Below are 18,313 nucleotides of genomic sequence, written 5' to 3'. Positions count from 1 at the left end.
GGTCGGCCTCGCGGCGCGCGGTGGCGCGGCGCAGCGCGTCGATCCGGTCGTGAACGGCGCGGGCGGCCCGGCCGGCGGCGACGGCGGCGGTCGTGATGCCCGCGAGCGTCACGCAGAACGCCCCGGCGAGCACGCCCCACAGGGTGAGCCCGGGGTGCGCACCGGTGGAGCGCACGGTGAAGAGCACGGCGGCGCCGGCGCTGAGGGCGACCGCGGTCGGCGGCAGCACCGCCAGGCGCAGCAGCTGGGGCCGCAGGGGGGTCTCGGGCAGCGGGGGGACGGCGCGGGCGACCGGCCGCCCGTGCCGACCGCCCTCACGGCGGTCTGTGCGGGCGGCCGGTGCGCGGAGGTGGGACATCTGTTCCTCGTACTGGTCCGTCGGGCCTGTGTGCTCGCGGGTGGGGCACGAGCGGGCATGCGCCATCGCTGTACCGGTCGACAGAGGCGCGTATACGGCCTCGTGTCGCCCGGCGGACACTCACAGTAGTCACGGATGCATCATGCGCGGTGAGCAGTTGACGAAATCCCCCAGCGATCGTCCCGCTCTGGTATGAGGGCTCGTACGACAGTCCGGACGCCCGCACCGACCCGCGCCACCGATCCGAAAGAGATCGATCCCACCTGGTCAGAACCGGTCACGGGTGAAGGGCAGGGCCGAGAGGCCTTCCGTTCCCCCGGCCCCGCCGTACGCCCTCCGTCCGCCCTCCCGTGCGCCCGGCCTCGGCCCGCCGCGACGGTCTCGGGACCGCTGCCGCTCTCTCCGGCGCCCTCCACGCCGTCACCCGCCGTGTCGGCCCGCGCGCGACAAGGGTGCGGGGGTCTGCCCGCAGCCCCTGCTGCCGCCGGGCGGCAAGCCGATCATGACCTGCTCCGTAGCACCGGGTCGTGCGGGCCGTCCCGGCTTGCGAACGGCGGACGAGCGACTTTGATGGAAACAGGCGGCATCTGCAGGCACAGACACTTTCGGACCGCCGTGCAACGCGTCGCCGGGGATCCTGTGCCGTCCAGAACCAGGAAGGGGATGGCCATGCGCACCACCGTCATCCGCACCGAGGACATCGCCGCCAGCTACGACGTCGTGAACGGCTGGACCGTTCTGGAGGTCGACGGCGAGGTCGACATCCACACCCGCTCCAGGATCCGCGAAGCAGTGCTCGAGCTGCTCGGCGAGGGGCACCGCCACTTCGTCCTGGACCTGTGCTTCGTGCCCTTCCTGGACTCGACGGGGCTGGGCACCGTGGTGGCGGTCACGAAGGACATCCGGGGGCATGAGGGTTCCCTGCGGATCGCGTGCCCCTCGGCCCGGATGTTCAGGGTCTTCGAACACGGCGGCCTGGCTGAGGCGTACGAGTTCTACGACTCGCCGCAGGAGGCGACGCGTCAGCCGCCGTCGCCCGACGGACTCGCACGCTGGCCCCGCCCCCACGGCTGAGCAGCGCCCCTCACGGGCATCGGCCCCCGACCGGTGGGATCACCCCGGTCGATCACCCCGGTCAGGGCGGGCTCTTCGCCACGATGGCGAGGTAGACCCCGAACACGAGGGAGTACGCCGCGAGGGCCGGCATGAGGACGGCCACGGTGCGCAGGCGGGCCCGGGACAGCGTCAGTGCCAGGGGGAGCAGGAGGGGGAAGGCGGGGAAGAGGAGGCGGGGCCTGCTGGTGAAGAAGTGGGCGCCGCCCAGAGCCATCACCATGAGCGTCGCGGTGTACACGAGAAGGGGGAGCGGCTGCCGGTCGAGCACGCTCAGGACGAACAGGGCGACCGCACCGATCACGACAGCCGCCGCTGTGTACTGGCCCAGGGAGGCCTTCGCGAGCACCAGGTGCTTGAACATGTAGAGGGTGTAGTGACCGAAGTCGAAGGTCGAGCCGAACCGTCGCTGGACGGTGAAGTAGCCCCACGGGCTGCCGGTCCTCACCCCCACCCAGAGGACGTAGCCGAACCACCCCGCCGGAGCGAGAACAGCGGCCGGCCACACCCGCCGGCCGACGGGCCGGTCCTCGCGGCGGCAGCGCCATGCGTGCAGACCCAACGCGGTCAGGACGGCGGCGGCTGCGGCGAGCCCGTTGGGACGGGTGAGGCCGACCAGCGCGGCGAGCAGGCCGGCGGTGAGCCAGCGGCGCGTGAGGGCGGCGTACAGAGCCCACGCCGCGAAGGCGGTCATCAGGGACTCGGTGTACGCCATCGTGGCGACGACGGCCTGGGGCAGCACCGCCCACAGGGCGACGAGGGCGATGGCGAGCCGCCGCCCGTGCAGCAGCTCGCCCACCGCGTAGATGCCCGTGGCGGCGACCACCGCGGCGCTCCACGACAGGGCGAGTGCCACGTTGACCTCTCCGACCGGCACCACCGTGCTCACCGCGCGGATCAGCGCCGGGTAGAGGGGGAAGAAGGCCATGTCGTGGTAGACGATGCCGGATCCCGCGGGACCGGGGAGCACGGTGCCGTAGCCGTGCCGAGCGATGCGGACGTACCACGCGCTGTCCCATTCCATCCCCAGCACCGTGCGCGGATGACGGCCGACGTGCACGGCCCAGACGGACAGCGCCGTCACCACTGCCAGCCGCATGACGGCGAAGACGGCCAGCCCGGGCAGTGCCCTGCGCAGCACGGCCCGGGTCCGCACCAGCCGACTCGGCGCCGGCGGCCGGCCGGAACGGGCGGGAGGCAGGTTCGGCAGCGCGTCGCCGACGTCAGTGACGCCGTAGGAGGGGTCGTCCATCGAAAGGCCTCCTCCTCTCCGTCCGCCGCCCGACGGCCCGACCGCCGGATCACCCAGCGGTGAGAGGCCCTGACGTCATCCAAGACGTCCCGGTCGCCGCTCGCACCCGGACTCCGCACCGACGGCACCCGGAAGAGTGAGATCCCCCTGCGGATGACGGGCTTCGGTTCCGCCGCGCGGCGGTCAGTGCTCACCCACCAGGTCGAGGCCATGCGTCGTCTCCGGAGCGGGCTCGGGCACGGGCCACTCGCGGGTGGCGGACTGCGACACGTCCCGTCACCACGGACGCGTGGGGACCTCTTCTGCGGGCTCGAAGGGCCGGCTCGGGACAGGAAGGACGACCGCCTGACCGACCGCTTCGGCCGCGGCCGGCGTCCCCTCCCCCGGCCGGCCCTGCTGCAGGTCGAGGTGGCTCTGGACGCCCGGGGAGGGGTTCATGTACATGCCGGGCCACAAGCCGTTCTCGATTCTTGAAGTCCACAGCGGCGCAATGGCCCGCCGGTGCCCACCGATCTGCCGTTCTCTCCACGTCCTCCTCCCTCGGTGAGTCCGTGTGGTTCTTGGCAAGGATCGCGCCTTCACCGGTGAGACCGTCCGCCCGACGCTCGGCCAGGCCGCTTCCCGGCAGACCGGCGACGAGCCACCCACCCACCCACCACGCACGACGGCATCCGGCGGCTGCGCGAGCGATCGGCTCCAGGGTCTCCCCGAGGCGAAGGCGACCGGGGCAGGGACGCTCAGCCGGGCATGGCCGAAGGCGCCGTGATGCCCGACGGGCGAGACCCACCGTACGGGCGCCCGCCGGAAGTCGCAGACGGGCCTCCTGAAGTGGATACGCAAGACCGGCCGACGGTGGCGGCGCCGAGCAGCGGCACCCGGGAGTCGCGCCACCTCGCAGCGCCTTGTCGGAAGGCGGCCGCGGCCGACCGTCCCACGCGTTGTCAGTGGTGCTCCATACAGTGAAGCCATCATCCGAACGGACCGGAGTCCATACCGGGTTGCGCGACCCCGGAATGAGACGTCTGCCGACGGAAGAGGGCGTTCCGTGACTCCCGTGGCGACCCTTCGTCACCGATTCACGCCGACGCTCGACGACTTGGACAGGCTGAAACACCAACTGGCACGCCTTCATCAGGAAGCCGCTTCTCCGCAGGGCGCCGTCGCGGCCCCACGGGGAAACGAACGGAAGGGGATTGACGCGATGAGCGCAACGGTAAAGGACCGGCTCAAGAAGCACTTCGTGAACCACGTCGCTCTCGTCATCGACAAGTCCGGCTCGATGAGGGGGCATTCGGAGCAGCTCATCCGTGTGGTGGACGAGTTCGTGAAGGGGCTGAAGGAGGAGTCCGACAGGCTCGGCCATGAGACCCGGATCAGTCTCTACGCCTTCGACCATCTGGTCGAGAACCTGGTGTGGGACATGGACGTGAAGCACCTGCCGTCCATGCGGGGCCTGTACACCGTCGAGAACGGCGCGACCGCGCTGATCCAGGCGTCGGTGAAGGCACTCGACGACCTCGGCCACATATGGGAGGAGTACGGCGAGCACAGCTTCCTCCAGGTCGTCGTCACCGACGGCGAGGAGAACGCCTCGGGCGCGGACAGGACAGGCTCGCGCCACGACCACCTTCCCGACGGCCGCGCCGTCCTGGACGCGTGGCGAGACAGGATCGCGGACAAGATGAACAGCCTGCCGGACCACTGGACCTCGGCCATCATGGTGCCGAACTCCCTGGCCAAGCGCACCGCTCAGCAGTACGGCTTCCCGACGGGCAACATCTCGATCTGGGACGCCGACTCGGCCCAGGGCGTCGAAGAGGCGATCGGCACCGTCAAGACGGCCGCCACGAGGTTCCTGCGGGACCGCGAGCAGGGGGTGCGCGGAACCAGGAATCTCTTCGCAATGGGTCAGGACCTCAGCACGGCCGACGTGAAGTCCAGCCTTCAGGCCCTCGACGCCGGCAAGTACGTGCTGATCCCCGTGGACCAGCAGACGGCGATCCGCGATTTCGTCACCCGCGCCGGGCACCCGTACAAGACCGGCTGCGCCTTCTACGAGCTCTCCAAGCGCGAGAAGATCCAGGCCAACAAGAAGATCGCCGTGGCGGAGAAGGATCCCACCACCGGCCGGACGACCGGAAAGGTGTTCACCGGCCCCGCGGCCCGGCAGCTCCTGGGCCTGCCGGAGACGGAGGTCACGGTGACCCCCGGGAGCAACGCGGCGTACACCGTGTTCGTCCAGTCGACCTCGGTCAACCGGAAACTGGTCCCCGGGACCAAGCTGCTCGTCCTCCTGTAGCCGAGGGTTCCGTCCAGCGCCGCGTCGCGGAGGCCCGCGCGTCAGCAGCGGTCGTCCGAGGTCCCCGGTGGCGGACCGACCGTGAAGCCGGGGCGGCCTCCCGGCGGGCGGGGAGGCCGAAGCCCTCCTCGCCCTCGCCACCTGTGCTTGGGCCAGGACGGAACGGCCGCTCTGCCGCGTCGGCGGCTCCCTCCGTGCGGGCGGGTGAGACGCCGGCCGTCGTCCTCGGCTACGACGGTCCCCCCGCAGGATCTCCTGGACATGGTCCTGGTCGACCGAACACGGGACGACGCGGTGGAGGCCTCTCACCCCGCTCGACTCCATGGCGCCGCGTGGCGCACCCACGAGGTACGACGAACTCGCGGTCCGCTACGAGGCGACCGTTCGCATCGCGGCCATCGACGAGTGGCCGTGACCAGCAGTCATGCGAAACCGGCCAGGACGGCGCGTGAGCTTCAGGAACTCATCGCGGCTCGGTCGGAATCGCTGCGAAGAACACAGAATTCGTTGCCTTCGGGGTCAGCGAGGACTGCCCAGCCGGAGCCATCAGGATTGCGGTGATCGGCGACAAAGGTGGCACCGAGGCCCAGCAGCCGTTCCACCTCCTGCTCACGCGTGGTCTCAGGTCGCAGACACAGATGGATCCGGTTCTTGATCTTCTTGGGCTCGGGAACCTGGTTGAAGTACAGCACTGGGCCCTCCGCCAGCAGCACCTGAGTCTCCCGGGCACCCGGTTCGTCCTCCGGATGCAGTGGACGTCCAGTCACCCTGCTCCAGAACCGGGCCAGCTCGTAGGCGTCCGCACAGTCAATCGCCACGTTCTGCAATACCGAAACCATGCGCGCAAGCCTTCCTGACTTCCACTCCGGACGCCACCGAGTTGCGCTCAGCCCTCGCCCACAAGGTCGAGGTCATCACGAGACGCCACCGGAGCGATCTCCGGAACGGGCCACTTGCGGTTCAGCGGCGGGGACACATCCCGCCACCAGGGGCGCGCGGGGAGGTCCCCGGCAGGTTCGAAGGGCTGGCCTGGAACAGGGAGGGCGACCGTCTGTCCGACCGCCTCGGCCGCGGCCAGCGTCCACTCCCCCGGCTCCGCCCAGGGATGCAGCGAGAGGCTGAACGTTCCCCAGTGGATCGGCAGCATGACCCCGCTCGGCCGGCCTTGCTGCAGGTCAAGATGGCTCTGGACCCCTTGCGAGGGGTTCATGTGGATGTCCGGCCACGCGCCCGGCAGCGGCGTGGAATCCGCATGGTCCTTGGGCCAGAACTCCGAGTACGCGCCGATCTGGATCATCGTCGCGTCGAACGGGCCGTGGTCCGCGCCGATGTCCTTGAAGCCGTCGAAGTAGCCGGTGTCGCCGCTGTGGTGGATGCGGTGCTCCTCGCCCGCGACGACCCACGAGGCCCACAGGGTGTGCTGGGTGTTGCGCAGGGCGCGGCCACAGAAGTGGCGGGCCGGGGTGGCGGTCAGGGTGAGGCCGCCGACCCTGGTGGACTCGTGCCAGTCCAGTTCGCGTATGCGGGTCTCGGACACGCCCCAGTGTTCCAGGTGGGCGCCGACGCCGAGCGGTACCGCGAAGAGGGTGTCCGTGCCGGCCAGCGCCTTGATGGTGGGCATGTCCAGGTGGTCGTAGTGGTCGTGGGAGATGACGACGACGTCGACCGGGCCGAGCGCGGCCAGCGGCAGCGGCACCGGGTGCAGCCGCCGGGGGCCGGCGAAGGGGAAGGGGGAGCAGCGCTCGCCCCACACGGGGTCGAAGAGGACCCGTTGTCCGTCCAGTTCCGCGAGCACGCTGGAGTGGCCCAGCCAGGTCAGCCGCAGACCGGTGGCCGCGGGCCCGGCCAGGTCGGCGAGCGTGGTGGCGTGCACGGGCACGGGGCCCCGCGGGGCGCGGCGGGGGCGCTCCTCCTTGTCGAAGTAGAGCTTGGCGACATCGAGCATCGAGCCGGAGGGCCGGGTCCGTGCGGGACCCCCGGGGTTCTGGAAGACGCCGTCCTTGAAGTGGGGTGACCGGCGGATGCGCGCCATGCGCTCTCCGTCGGGGTCCGCACCGAAGGCCGCGGGCCGCAGCGCGCGGAGCCCGGAGCTCGGGGGACGGAATCCTGCCACGATGCCTCCAGTGGAATCGGTCAGGCCTTCCATTATGGAGGGCCCCTCCGACAGCCCGATGTCACACGGGCGCGCCCCCGTCCGTCGTACCCGGTGAGGGCACCCGCGCGGTGCCGCCGGAACCGACGTACTGGAGGTGGCCGCCATGGCCCGCGTCTCACTCACCCCGCCCCGGACCCGTTTCTTCCGCTTCGTCGAGTGGTACAGCAAGCGTGCCTACGGCAAGGTGCTGGACCCCGCCCGGGCACTCGCGCACAACCCGCGGGTGCTGTGGAGCGATCTGCGGTTCGAGCAGTCGGTGGCGAAGTGGAACAGGCTCGACCCCGGTCTGAAGGCGCTCGCCGAGATGGCCTCGGCCGCCGCGATCGAGTGCTCGTGGTGCATGGACTTCGGTTACTGGGTCAGCCGGGAGCGCGGTATGGACGCCCGGAAGCTGCAGGACGTTCCCGTGTGGCGGGACAGCGACGTCTATACGCCGCTGGAGCGCGACGTCATGGCGTACGCCGAGGCCATGACGGCCACTCCGCCCACCGTGGACGACGACCTGGCCGCCCGGCTGCGCGACCGGCTGGGCGAGCCGGCCCTGGTGGAGCTGACGGCGATGGTGGCGGTGGAGAATCTGCGCTCGCGTCTCAACTCGTCCCTGGGCCTGACGAGTCAGGGCTTCAAGGACTCGTGCGAGGTGCCGGAGGCCGCGTCGGACACGGGTGGGGTTGCCGCACGGGAGTGACGGGTGCGGCCAGGTCTCGCCCTGCCCCGGTGAAACGGTGACCGTTCAGGGTGATCGCGTGGCGAGGGCGCGGTTGAACGTGGCCGAGCGGCGTGAGGAACTGCTGCGGGCCGCCATCGGGCAGATCGAGGCGCGGGGCGTGGCGGCGGTGCCGATCGCCGACGTGGCCTCGGCCCTCGGGGTGAGCAACGCGCTGGTGCTCCATCACTTCTCGACGAAGGAGAAGCTGGTCGCGGCCGCGTTCGCCGCCGAGGACGACCTCGCCCGGCTGCGCGAGCTGCTCGGCCGCCGTACGACGGCCCTGCGCCGGCGGCGCTCCGCCGTGCGCTGGTACGCGCCGACCGGGCGGGTCAAGGGCCGGCGGCTGTGGATCGAGGGCTGGGCGGCCGCACTGCGCGAGCCCGCGTCGCGGGAGGTCGCCCGGGATCTCGACCGGCGGTGGAAGGCGGCCATCACGGAGGTCGTCGCGGAAGGGGCGGCGGCCGGCGCGTTCCACTGCCCGGACCCCGCCGGCGCGGCCCTGCGCCTGACGGCCCTGCTGGACGGCCTCGCCGTGCGGATGACGGCCTACGACGGCGCGGCCTCCCGCGCCCGGGCCCGGCGGTGGATGGACGAGGCACTCGCCCGGGAGTTGGGCCGGGTGCCTGTCCGACGATTCGCGTCGGACAGGCACCCGGCGCGGGAGGCGTTGAGCGCGTCGGCTGTCAGGCCACCGACTCGATCCGCGTCCTGATGTCGTCCGGCGACAGGGTGCCCTTGGCCGTCACATGGTCGCCCGAGGACTCGCCGCGCAGCCGGCGGCCGATCCACGGCACCAGGTACTCGCGTGCCCAGTGCACGTTGTCGCGGCGGATCTCCAGCGTGCCGCGCGGCGGCAGCGGCGGCCAGGGCTGTTCCGGGTCGGCCGGGACGTCGACGCCGAGGACCTGGCCGGCGCGCAGCGCCACGCGCGTGTGCCCCTCGGGTGAGAGGTGCAGGCGGTCGTGGTCCCAGGCGCGGCGGTCCTGGACGGTCTTCAGCGACCACAGGTCGAGCACCGGGCAGCCGTAGCGGTCGGCGATGGCCCGTACATGCCCGTTGTACGTGGCGATCTTGCCGCGCAGGTGCTTGAGCACGGGCACGCCCCGGGTGTCGAAGCCGGTGGTCACCATCACGGTGCCGGCGACGGCGGTGAGCCGGTCGACCGCCTTCTCGAAGCGCTCGGCCACGTCGTCCGGGTCGGTGCCGGGACGGATGATGTCGTTGCCGCCCGCGCAGAACGAGACCAGGTCGGGGGCGAGTTCGGCGGCCTTCGGGACCTGGTCCGCCACGATCTGGTCGAGCAGCTTTCCGCGCACGGCGAGGTTGGTGTACTGGAAGTCGCCTTCGGGCCGCCGGTCGGCGAGCAGTACGGCGAACCGGTCGGCCCAGCCGACGAACGCCCCGTCGGGGCCGGGGTCGCCGACGCCCTCGGTGAAGCTGTCCCCCACCGCCACGTACGACCCGATCACTGATCTGCTGTCACTCTTCGAATCGTCTGCCATATCGGCCCATGATTCACCTTCGGATGTGACCTACGCGACCGTAGGCAGGGGTTGACGACCGGTGAGATAAGCCACGACATGCCTGCCGACTGCCGCGGAATAGGCCGGCCATCAGGGATGTTGATGGCCGGCCTCAGCCACGGGAAGGGCCGCGGCCGTCAGCCGAAGGCGACGCCCTTCGAGCGAAGGTAGGAGACCGGGTCCACGTCCGAGCCGTAGTTCGGCGTGGTGCGGATCTCGAAGTGCAGGTGCGGGCCGGTCGAGTTGCCGGTCGAGCCGGAGAGGCCGACCTGCTGGCCGCCGCTCACGGTCTGGCCCGTCGACACGGACAGCGAGGACAGGTGGGCGTACTGGGCGTAGTGGCCGTCGTTCAGCCTGATGACGACCTGGTTGCCGTAGGCGCCGCCCCAGCCCGCGGAGACGACCGTGCCGGCTCCGACGGCCTTGACCGGGGTGCCGGTCGGGACGGCGAAGTCGACACCGGTGTGGTAGCCGCTGGACCACAGGCCGCCGGCCACGCGGTAGCCGGTGCCGACCGCGCTGCCGGCCACCGGGAGGGTGAAGCCGGTGGAGGTGGTCTTCACGGCCCGGGTGGCCGTCTTCGCCTTCGGGGCCGAGGAGGCGGAGGACGGGGAAGGCGCGGAGGACGGCTTGGAGGACGACTCGGAGGGCGCGGACGGCGAGGACGAGCCGGACGCCGCGGACTTGGGCGCCTGGGTGGTGCCGGTCGTCGCGGCCCTGCCGTCGAGGGCGAGCTTCAGGCCCGGGTGTATCAGCGACGGGTCGTCGCCGACGGCCTGGCGGTTGTCCGTGTAGAGCTGCTGCCAGCCGCCGCGGACGTGCTGCTCGTCGGCGATCGTCGAGAGGCAGTCGCCGGCCCGGACGGTGTAGGTCCGTACGTCCGTGTTCGTGGCGGCGGTGTCCTTGGCGGCGGTGCTCTTATCGGCCACCGGCACGGTCTGTACGGCCTTTTCCGTCACGGAGTGCGCGGGGGCCGCGTGCGCGCCGGCCGCCGCGACGAGCGGCAGGGCGAGGGCGGCGCCACCGGTTCCGGCGGCGGCGAGGGAGCGGGTGAGACGCTGGGTCTTCGGACGGCGGTGCTTACCCTTCGCGGGCATGGCGGATTCCTCTCCGGCGCCTGCGAGGTGAGCTGTCGGGTTCGGGCTGGAGCTGCCCGGCCGCGCGATGCGGCTTCACCCCGAGCCTGTTCCGGAGGACCGGGACAGGCGGTGGTTCCTGTGGGTCCCCCGCTCCTGCCGTGCGTGGGTGGGTGTGCGGGTTCCGGACGGCGGCAGGATTCGGCGTCCGTCCGGATCGGTGTGGACCGTAGGCGACTGGGAAGCGCGGGGACAAGCAGACGGTTCCCTTTCCGCGGGTTTCACTCGGTCCCTCACGGGAATCAGCAGTCACACCGCGTGAGTTCGATCTCCCGCCCGTTTTTCAATCCGCTGCACAAGCCCCAGAATTACGTGAACATGGCAGGCAACACACCGTCACCGCTATGAGGCTTGTCACGCGGGCAGTTCCAGCGACCCTCATTCCGGGGCGAGTTCGAATCAACACAGCAATTCAGGCGTAGGGATCAAATGCGACAGAGGCGAACAACTGCCGCATCGAGGTCGCCTCGCAGCCCGGTGTGCATTCCGTGGTGCAGCAACACGGCCCCCCGGTGCACTTCCCCCGTTTCACGGCATGCGTACGACGACGCCGGGTCGAGGCCGCGCAGCCTCAGCGCGGGCGGCGGCTCGCCGTGGTGCTGCGCCTGGAGCCAGGCGAGGACGACGGTCTCGTCCCCGAGGACGTACTGCACCGCGCTCAGCCCGCCCCGCGGCGGCCGCAGCCGGTACAGGCCGCCGCGCTGGACCACGGGCCGGATCTCCTTGTAGAGGGCGATCCAGTCCCGGGCCTCGGCCAGTTCCTCCTCCGTCCACCGGGTGAGGTCGCCACCCACCCCGAGTACCCCGGCCATGGCGCTCACGAAGCGGAAGCGCAGGCTGCTGACGCGCCCGCCCAGCATGGTGTTCGGGCTGTCGGTGACCCAGGCGGCCATGACCCGCGCGGGATGGATGTGGCTGAAGCCGTGCTGGATGGCGAGCCGGTCGAGCGGGTCGGTGTTGTCGGAGGTCCACACCTGGTCCGTACGGGACAGGATGCCGAGGTCGATCCGGCCGCCGCCGCCCGAGCAGGACTCGAAGGCCACCCGCGGATGCGCGGTCCGCAACCGGTCCAGCAGGGCGTACAGCGCGCGCACATGGTCGGCCCACAGGCGCTGCGGGTACGGCTCCCCGGGCCAGCCGGCGTCGGTGAAGCAGCGGTTGAAGTCCCACTTCACATAGTCGATCGGGGCACTGGAGAGCAGCCCGTCGAGCTGCTCCCACAGGTACTCCTGGACGTCCTCGCGCGCGAGGTTGAGCACCAGCTGATGGCGGAACTCCGTCCGCCTCCGACCCGGTTGGTGCTGCACCCAGTCGGGGTGCGCGCGGTACAGGTCGCTGTCGGGGTTGACCATCTCCGGCTCGACCCAGATGCCGAACTCCATGCCGAGGCCGTGCACATGGTCGGCGAGGGGCTTCAGGCCGCCGGGGAACCGGTCGGGGTTGGGCCGCCAGTCGCCGAGGCCCGCGCGGTCGCTGGTGCGGGCGCCGAACCAGCCGTCGTCGACCACGAACAGCTCCACGCCGATCGCCGCCGCCCGCCGCGCGAGCGCCCGCTGCCGTTCCTCGGAGATGTCGAACCCCGTGGCCTCCCAGGAGTTGTAGAGCACCGGCCGGTCCCGGTCCGCGTCCGGGACGACGTACGTCCGCTGGTAGGCGTGCCAGGTACGGCTCGCGCCGCCGTGGCCGCCGCCGCTCCACAGGCCGGCGAAGACCGGGGTGGTGTACGACTCCCCGGCCCGAAGCCTCAGCAGCCCCGAGTCGTCGTACCCGGCGCCGCCGGTGATCTGCACGCGCGCGTCGGGGAGCTGGGCGACGGCGATCCGCCAGGAGCCGGACCAGCCCAGCGCGCAGCCGTAGACCTCGCCGTGCTCCTCGCCGGCGTCGGTGTCGAGGGCGACCCACGGCAGGTGCTGGTGGCCGGTGTGGCCGCGGCGGCTGCCGAGGACCTTCTCGCCGTAGGTGAGGCCGGTGCGCACCAGGCGGGACTCGGCGGCCCAGCGGCCGTGCAGCTGGGACAGCCGCCAGCCCTCGCGGTCGGGCAGGGTCCAGGTGGCGGAGTCGGCGCGCAGCACCTCCACGGCGTCGGGGCCCCGGTTGTCCAGGGTCACCCAGCGCTCGACGACATCGCCGCGCATGCGGTGGTGCAGGGTGATGCCCAGCCCCGAGTCGCGGAACCGCAGCCGCAGTTCACCGCCCTTGGTCTCGTACGTCTCGAACGCCCACTCGGTGCCGCGCCGCTCGGCGGTGCGCACCGACAGCGCGGGCCGTACGAAGCGGGGGCCGCCCTCGACCGGGTACTCCTCGTGCCCGTCGAGCGCGGACTCGAAGGGCCAGGAGTCCGGCAGCGGACGGGCGGCCAGGGCCTCGGCGTCGGCGAGTTCGATGCGCGGGCCCCAGTGCAGGTGGCGCAGTTCGCCGTGCTCGGTGAGATGGACGGCGTAACCGCTCGTGGGCCCGGTCAGCAGCCACGTACGGCCGTCGTCAGCGGTCTGAAGCATGCCTCCCCCACAGATCCGAACAGGTCCGCGCAAGCATGGACATCATCCGGGTGGAGGGGGCTCCCGGGCAACGCCTGTGGACAACTCGTTGCCTCAGGAAGCCGTGTCGTATGGTCGAAACCGCGCCCGCCGCCGAGCCGTGACGGCGGGGCCGAAAGGGAGGAGTCCCCGTGACGCAGCAGGTCCCCTCGACCGAACCCGAGCTGGCCGGAGTGCGCAACTTCCGTGACGTGGGCGGGCTGCCGACCGTGGACGGGCGGCGGGTGCGCCACGGGGTGCTGTTCCGCAGCGGCCATCTCGCGCACGCGACCGGCGAGGACGCGGCGTTCCTCGGTTCCCTGGGCCTGCACACGATCTTCGACTTCCGCAACGCGGCCGACAAGAAGCTGGAGGGGCCGGACGTCGAACTGCCCGGCGTGCGGAACGTGAACCTGCCGCTGAGCGATCCGGCGGACGGCGCGGAGTTCTGGAAGATGGTCCGTGACGGCGACCTCGACCAGCTGCGCGGGATCCTGGCCGACGGCAAGGGCGCGCACCGGATGATCGCCTCCTACCGCATGATCATCAAGGAGCGCACCGGCGAGCACTCCCAGGTGCTGCACGCGCTCGCCGACGACAGCGTCCCGGTCCTGATGCACTGTGCCGCGGGCAAGGACCGCGCGGGCCTGTCGGTCGCGGTGACCCTGCTCGCCCTGGGCGTGGAGCGGGACGCGATCGTCGCGGACTACCTGGAGTCGAACGCCAAGCACCGCCGCTACAAGGTGTACCGCAGCTCCACCTCGCCCTCGGCCTACTCCCCCGAGGTCATGGAGCTGCTCAGCCCCCTGTTCGACGCGCGCGCCGAGTACCTCGCGGCGGCCCTGGAGACCATCGAGGAGACCTGGGGCGGCGTCGACCCCTACCTGGAGCGCGGACTGCGGCTGGCCCCCGAGACCCAGGAGCGGCTGCGCGCGCGGCTGCTGGACTGACCTCCGCCGGGGCTATCCCGCCGTCACTCGGCGCCGACGGAGAACAGCAGCCAGATGAACCCGGCGACGAAGTGCCCGACGACGGTGTAGATGACGAGTCGGACCCACAGGGCGCGCGGGAACTTCTCTTCCAGGTTGCTCATGGCATCTCTCCGGTGAGGGGCCCCAGGCACAGTGCGGCCGTGGGGCTTTGCAGCAGGGTGTGGACGAACAGGAGCTCGACCCCGTCGGGGTCCTCGGCGACGATGCGGTGCGGGGTCAGCGAGTCGAAGTGCGCGCTGTCGCCCGGCGCGAGCAGGTGCGTGGTGCCCCCGAGCCGCAGCCGGAGGCGCCCCTTGAGGACGTACAGCCACTCCTCGCCGGGGTGCACGCGCACGATGTCGCCCTGGGAGCCGTGGGGGACGTGGACCTTGAGGGCCTGCATGCCTCGCCCGGAGGCGCCGGCCTGCCAGTACGTCCAGCCGCCGGCCCGCGTCGGCTCCATGTCCCCGGCACGTACGATCGCGTCCTGGCCGGTGACGGTCTCGCCGAGCAGTTCGGACACGGTCGTGCCGTAGATACGGGCGAGCGCGAGCAGCATCGGCAGCGAGGGCTGGCGCTGTCCGGTCTCCAGACGGGAGAGGTGGGCGGGCGACAGCCCGGCGGCGCGGGCCGCCGCCTCCAGGGTCAGGGAGGTACGGCGGCGCAGCGCGCGCAGCTGCGGTGCGACGGCGGGCAGGTCCTCGACCGGCCCCGCCGAGGGCTGGGACTCGGGGGAGCTCATTGCTCCATTTGAACGCCACACTTGCCCCTGGGGCAAATTCGTTGCCTCAGGGGCAAGGTCCGGCGAGTGCCGCTCACCGGTTGGCGACGGCCTGTTTGACCAGCGTCTTCCCGAAGTCCCACATCAGCCCGCCGTCGTGAGCGTCGTCCATCACGGCGGTGAAGGCGTCCACGAACCGGTCGACCTCCGCCTCCCCGACGATCAGCGGCGGGATCAGCTTGATCACCTCCAGATGGTCGCCGGAGACCTGGGTCAGGATACGGTGCCGCTGCAGCAGCGGGACGACCACCATCTGCGCGAACAGTCCCCTGCGGGCCGCCTGGAGCATGGTCCAGCGCCCGCGCAGCCTCAGCGACTTCGGCCGGCCGAACTCGATGCCGATCATCAGGCCCCGGCCACGCACGTCGGCGAGCAGCTCGTATCTGCCGGTGAGCGCCGCCAGCCGGGACTTCAGCAGTTCGCCCGTGGCCCGGGCGTTCGCCACGACCTGCTCGTTCTCCATCACCGACAGCACGGCGAGGCCCGCCGCCATGGCCTGGGCGTTGGACCCGAAGCTCGCCGAGTGGACCAGGACGCGGTCGATCGACGAGTAGACCTTCTTGAAGATCCACTCCTTGCCGAGGGTCGCGCCCACCGGCACATAGCCGCCGGAGAGGGCCTTGGCCACACACACCAGGTCCGGCTCGACGCCGTCCTCGTGCTGGTGGGCGTAGAAGTCCCCGGTGCGGCCGAGACCGGTCTGCACCTCGTCGGCGATGAGCAGGGCCTTGTGCCGGTGCAGCAGTTCCTGGGCGGCGTACAGATAGCCGGGCGGGGCCTCGTGCACGCCCTTGCCCTGGACCGGCTCGACGATCAGGGCGGCCACGTCGCCCCTGCGCAGCTCCCGTTCGAGCGCGTCGAGGTCGCCGAGCGGGACGGCGGTGTCGGGCAGCAGCGGGGCGAAGCCCTCGCGGAAGCCGTCCTCGCCGTTGACGGACAGCGAGCCGGTGGTCAGGCCGTGGAAGGCGTGCTCGCAGTACAGGATCCGCGGCTTTCCGGTTGCCCGGCGGGCGAACTTCAGCGCGGTCTCCACCGCCTCCGTGCCGCTGTTGCCGAAGAACACCCGGTCCAGGTGCGGGCTGTGGGTGAGCAGGCGTTCCGCCAGCAGTCCGGGCAGCGGCTGGCAGTCGAAGCGGGTGAGGTCGGCGAGCTGGGCGTCCAGCACGTCGTGCAGCGCCTTGCGGACGACGGGGTGGTGCCGGCCCAGGCCCATCACCCCGAACCCGGAGAGCATGTCCAGGTAGTCGTTGCCGTCGGCGTCCCAGAAGTACGCGCCCTCGGCCCGCTCGTAGACCTTGTCGAAGCCGATGGTGCGCAGCATGCGCGGCAGCTGGTGGTTGAGGTGCCTGGCGTGCAGCTCGTAGCGTTCGGCTCCGCGTTCGGACAGGAGTCTGCCGAGGTCGAACTCCGTGGTCATTCAGCTGTCTCCTTGACTGCCGTGACGGTCCCTGCCCGCTCCCCGGCGGCCAGGCTCGCGCCGATCCGTCCGGCGATCTCGACCGGTGTGAGACCGATGTCCGCCAGCACCTCCCCGCGCTTGGCGTGCGCGAGGAACTGCTCGGGAATGCCGAACCGCCGCACCGGTACGTCGACTTCGTCGTCGCTCAGCGCGAGGGCCACCGCGGCGCCGACGCCGGCCGCGCGGCTGTTGTCCTCGACCACGGCCACCAGCCGGTGTCCGGCCGCCAGGCCCGGCAGCGCCGGGTCGACGGGCTTGACCCAGCGCGGGTCGACGACGGTGCAGCCGATACCGCGAGCCTGCAGCAGTTCGGCGGCCCGCAGGCACACGGGAGCCATGACGCCGACGGCGACCAGGAGCACCTCGGGCCGCTCGGCCCGGTGCAGTACGTCCATGCCGCCCACCCGGTCGACCGCCGGGATCCCCGGTCCCACCGACTCCTTCGGGAAGCGGAGCAGTGTCGGCGCGTCGTCCACGGCGACGGCCTCACGCAGCTGGGCGCGCAGCTGGTCGGCGTCGCGGGGCGCGGCGATCCTGAGGCCGGGCACGACCTGGAGCACGGACATGTCCCACATGCCGTTGTGGGAGGGCCCGTCGACACCGGTCACGCCGGCCCGGTCCAGCACGAAGGTGACCCCGCAGCGGTGCAGCGCGACGTCCATCAGGAGCTGGTCGAAGGCGCGGTTGAGAAAGGTGGCGTAGACGGCGACGACCGGGTGCAGCCCACCGGTGGCGAGGCCCGCCGCGGAGACGGCCGCGTGCTGCTCGGCGATGCCGACGTCCCACACCCGGTCCGGGAACCGCTCGGCGAACCCGCCGAGTCCCACCGGGTGCAGCATGGCGGCGGTGATCGCCACGACGTCGTCCCGCTCCTCGCCGATCCTCACGATCTCGTCGCCGAACACCGAGGTCCAGGACGGGCCGTTGGACGGGGCGAGGGGCGCGCAGGTGTGCGGGTCCATCACGCCGACGGTGTGGAAGTGGTCCTCCTCGTGGGCGAGGGCGGGTTCGTAGCCGCGGCCCTTCTCCGTGAGGCAGTGGACCAGGACGGGGCCGTGGAAGCGTTTCGCGCGGCGCAGCGCCGACTCGACGGCCCGGACGTCGTGTCCGTCGACGGGGCCGAGGTACTTCAGCCCCAGGTCCTCGAACATGCCCTGCGGCGCGAACGCGTCCTTGAAGCCCTTCTTCGCGCCGTGCAGTGAATCGTAGAGGGTGTTGCCGACGATCGGGGTGCGCTGCAGGACGTCCTTGCCCCAGGCCAGCACCTTCTCGTAGCCGTCGGTGGTGCGCAGGGTGGCCAGGTGGTTGGCGAGGCCGCCGATGGTCGGCGCGTAGGACCGCTCGTTGTCGTTGACGACGATGATCAACGGCCGGTCCTTGGCGTCCGCGATGTTGTTCAGCGCCTCCCAGGCCATGCCGCCGGTCAGCGCGCCGTCCCCGATGACGGCGACGACATGGCCTTTCTCCCCCCGCACCTGGCGCGCCTTGGCGAGTCCGTCGGCCCAGCCCAGCGCCGTGGAGGCGTGGCTGTTCTCGATGACGTCGTGCTCGGACTCCTCGCGCGAGGGATAGCCGGACAGTCCCCCCTTGCCGCGCAGCTTGGAAAAATCCTGACGTCCCGTCAGGAGCTTGTGTACGTAGCTCTGGTGGCCGGTGTCCCACAGGATCCGGTCGACCGGCGACTCGAAGACCCGGTGCAGTGCGACGGTGAGTTCCACCACCCCCAGGTTGGGCCCGAGGTGACCACCGGTCCTGGCCACCGCGTGCACCAGGAACTCGCGTATCTCTTCGGACAGTTCACCGAGTTCCGTCTCGGACAGCGCTTTCAGGTCGCGTGGTCCCCGGATGCTCTCCAGAATGGTCACGCCGGGCCCCCTCTCGGTCCGTGCCGCTTGTCAACTCACTGTCACTGTCGGTGTCCCCGTGACGGTGGGGCCGCCTGGTGCGGCGCCGCTCTGCTCCATCTGCTCGGCGATCTTCATGGCCTCCTCGATCAGGGTCTCCACGATCTTCGACTCGGGGACGGTCTTGATGACCTTCC

Annotated in this window: 15 protein-coding genes, 2 pseudogenes and 1 riboswitch; of the genes and pseudogenes, 5 read left to right on the top strand and 12 right to left on the bottom strand. The window is 71.3% G+C overall.

Translation table 11 applies throughout. The features are described 5' to 3' along the window. Positions 1–358, bottom strand: a pseudogene (locus DEP02_RS32865) (ATP-binding protein); the annotation flags it as partial. A 669-nt stretch (positions 359–1,027) separates the two neighbouring features. Here DEP02_RS32865 and DEP02_RS32855 point away from each other — a divergent pair. Further along, positions 1,028–1,432 carry an STAS domain-containing protein gene (locus DEP02_RS32855; RefSeq protein ID WP_112471320.1) on the top strand — a complete coding sequence of 135 codons (405 nt, stop codon included), beginning with the start codon at positions 1,028–1,030 and terminating at the stop codon, positions 1,430–1,432. A gap of 61 nt (positions 1,433–1,493) precedes the next feature. On the opposite strand, the gene DEP02_RS32850 is transcribed toward DEP02_RS32855, so the two are convergent. After that, positions 1,494–2,723: a mannosyltransferase family protein gene (locus DEP02_RS32850; protein WP_232839387.1), complete on the bottom strand. Its 1,230-nt coding sequence runs from the start codon at positions 2,721–2,723 to the stop codon at positions 1,494–1,496. 1,201 nt (positions 2,724–3,924) lie between these two features. Between DEP02_RS32850 and DEP02_RS32845 the strand changes: the two genes are divergently transcribed. Beyond that, on the top strand, positions 3,925–5,022 hold the full coding sequence (locus DEP02_RS32845; RefSeq protein WP_112471317.1) for a vWA domain-containing protein: 1,098 nt from the start codon (positions 3,925–3,927) through the stop codon (positions 5,020–5,022). A 455-nt stretch (positions 5,023–5,477) separates the two neighbouring features. Here DEP02_RS32845 and DEP02_RS32840 read toward each other — a convergent pair whose 3' ends face one another. After that, positions 5,478–5,861 (bottom strand): VOC family protein, encoded by a 384-nt coding sequence (locus tag DEP02_RS32840; RefSeq protein ID WP_112471316.1) that lies wholly within the window; start codon positions 5,859–5,861, stop codon positions 5,478–5,480. Between the two features lie 47 nt (positions 5,862–5,908). Continuing rightward, the gene (locus tag DEP02_RS32835; RefSeq protein WP_112471315.1) at positions 5,909–7,135 is read right to left on the bottom strand and encodes an MBL fold metallo-hydrolase; all 1,227 of its coding nucleotides are present in this window, start codon (positions 7,133–7,135) and stop codon (positions 5,909–5,911) included. 145 nt (positions 7,136–7,280) lie between these two features. Here DEP02_RS32835 and DEP02_RS32830 point away from each other — a divergent pair, with 145 nt between their 5' ends. After that, complete coding sequence (locus DEP02_RS32830) at positions 7,281–7,865, top strand: carboxymuconolactone decarboxylase family protein (protein WP_112471314.1); 585 nt, start codon at positions 7,281–7,283, stop codon at positions 7,863–7,865. Positions 7,866–7,944: 79 nt separating this feature from the next. Next, positions 7,945–8,598, top strand: coding sequence for a TetR/AcrR family transcriptional regulator (locus DEP02_RS32825; protein ID WP_112471318.1), 654 nt, complete (start codon positions 7,945–7,947; stop codon positions 8,596–8,598). On the opposite strand, the gene DEP02_RS32820 is transcribed toward DEP02_RS32825, so the two are convergent. From DEP02_RS32820 to DEP02_RS32810, 3 genes are all read right to left on the bottom strand, one after another. After that, positions 8,570–9,355 (bottom strand): SGNH/GDSL hydrolase family protein, encoded by a 786-nt coding sequence (locus DEP02_RS32820; protein WP_112471313.1) that lies wholly within the window; start codon positions 9,353–9,355, stop codon positions 8,570–8,572. The two genes, DEP02_RS32825 and DEP02_RS32820, sit on opposite strands and share 29 nt — an antisense overlap. Before the next feature lie 191 nt (positions 9,356–9,546). Next, positions 9,547–10,506: a M23 family metallopeptidase gene (locus tag DEP02_RS32815; protein WP_112471312.1), complete on the bottom strand. Its 960-nt coding sequence runs from the start codon at positions 10,504–10,506 to the stop codon at positions 9,547–9,549. Positions 10,507–10,510: 4 nt separating this feature from the next. Beyond that, positions 10,511–10,667: riboswitch (cyclic di-AMP (ydaO/yuaA leader) on the bottom strand. Between the two features lie 303 nt (positions 10,668–10,970). Then, positions 10,971–13,043, bottom strand: coding sequence for an alpha-galactosidase (locus DEP02_RS32810; RefSeq protein ID WP_112471311.1), 2,073 nt, complete (start codon positions 13,041–13,043; stop codon positions 10,971–10,973). Between the two features lie 170 nt (positions 13,044–13,213). Between DEP02_RS32810 and DEP02_RS32805 the strand changes: the two genes are divergently transcribed. Then, positions 13,214–14,011: a tyrosine-protein phosphatase gene (locus tag DEP02_RS32805; protein ID WP_112471310.1), complete on the top strand. Its 798-nt coding sequence runs from the start codon at positions 13,214–13,216 to the stop codon at positions 14,009–14,011. Between the two features lie 23 nt (positions 14,012–14,034). Here the strand turns inward: DEP02_RS32805 and DEP02_RS32800 are convergent, their stop codons facing one another. From DEP02_RS32800 to DEP02_RS32780, 5 genes and pseudogenes are all read right to left on the bottom strand, one after another. Continuing rightward, positions 14,035–14,154 (bottom strand): DUF6126 family protein, encoded by a 120-nt coding sequence (locus tag DEP02_RS32800; protein WP_112471309.1) that lies wholly within the window; start codon positions 14,152–14,154, stop codon positions 14,035–14,037. Beyond that, complete coding sequence (locus DEP02_RS32795) at positions 14,151–14,774, bottom strand: helix-turn-helix domain-containing protein (RefSeq protein ID WP_112471308.1); 624 nt, start codon at positions 14,772–14,774, stop codon at positions 14,151–14,153. The genes DEP02_RS32800 and DEP02_RS32795 overlap by 4 nt, the downstream gene beginning before the upstream one ends. A 73-nt stretch (positions 14,775–14,847) precedes the next feature. Continuing rightward, positions 14,848–16,230, bottom strand: a complete 1,383-nt coding sequence (locus tag DEP02_RS32790) for an aspartate aminotransferase family protein (RefSeq protein WP_112471307.1) — start codon at positions 16,228–16,230, stop codon at positions 14,848–14,850. Then, positions 16,227–18,137 carry a 1-deoxy-D-xylulose-5-phosphate synthase gene (gene dxs, locus DEP02_RS32785; RefSeq protein ID WP_112471306.1) on the bottom strand — a complete coding sequence of 637 codons (1,911 nt, stop codon included), beginning with the start codon at positions 18,135–18,137 and terminating at the stop codon, positions 16,227–16,229. Before dxs ends, DEP02_RS32790 begins: the two co-directional genes overlap by 4 nt. A 30-nt stretch (positions 18,138–18,167) precedes the next feature. Next, positions 18,168–18,313: pseudogene (locus tag DEP02_RS32780) on the bottom strand (flavodoxin-dependent (E)-4-hydroxy-3-methylbut-2-enyl-diphosphate synthase); the annotation flags it as partial.

The organism is Streptomyces triticisoli (genome assembly GCF_003270085.1).
In the GTDB taxonomy this organism is placed as follows: domain Bacteria; phylum Actinomycetota; class Actinomycetes; order Streptomycetales; family Streptomycetaceae; genus Streptomyces; species Streptomyces triticisoli.
Note: the sequence above shows the minus strand (reverse complement) of the source record. Positions and strands in the feature narration are given on the sequence as shown.

Coding starts and splice junctions, on each gene's coding strand:
- DEP02_RS32850 (WP_232839387.1), bottom strand. CDS start 2,723: ATGGACGACCCCTCCTACGGCGTCACTGACGTCGGCGACGCGCTGCCG.
- DEP02_RS32845 (WP_112471317.1), top strand. CDS start 3,925: ATGAGCGCAACGGTAAAGGACCGGCTCAAGAAGCACTTCGTGAACCAC.
- DEP02_RS32830 (WP_112471314.1), top strand. CDS start 7,281: ATGGCCCGCGTCTCACTCACCCCGCCCCGGACCCGTTTCTTCCGCTTC.
- DEP02_RS32840 (WP_112471316.1), bottom strand. CDS start 5,861: ATGGTTTCGGTATTGCAGAACGTGGCGATTGACTGTGCGGACGCCTAC.
- DEP02_RS32855 (WP_112471320.1), top strand. CDS start 1,028: ATGCGCACCACCGTCATCCGCACCGAGGACATCGCCGCCAGCTACGAC.
- DEP02_RS32800 (WP_112471309.1), bottom strand. CDS start 14,154: ATGAGCAACCTGGAAGAGAAGTTCCCGCGCGCCCTGTGGGTCCGACTC.
- DEP02_RS32810 (WP_112471311.1), bottom strand. CDS start 13,043: ATGCTTCAGACCGCTGACGACGGCCGTACGTGGCTGCTGACCGGGCCC.
- DEP02_RS32795 (WP_112471308.1), bottom strand. CDS start 14,774: ATGAGCTCCCCCGAGTCCCAGCCCTCGGCGGGGCCGGTCGAGGACCTG.
- DEP02_RS32790 (WP_112471307.1), bottom strand. CDS start 16,230: ATGACCACGGAGTTCGACCTCGGCAGACTCCTGTCCGAACGCGGAGCC.
- DEP02_RS32815 (WP_112471312.1), bottom strand. CDS start 10,506: ATGCCCGCGAAGGGTAAGCACCGCCGTCCGAAGACCCAGCGTCTCACC.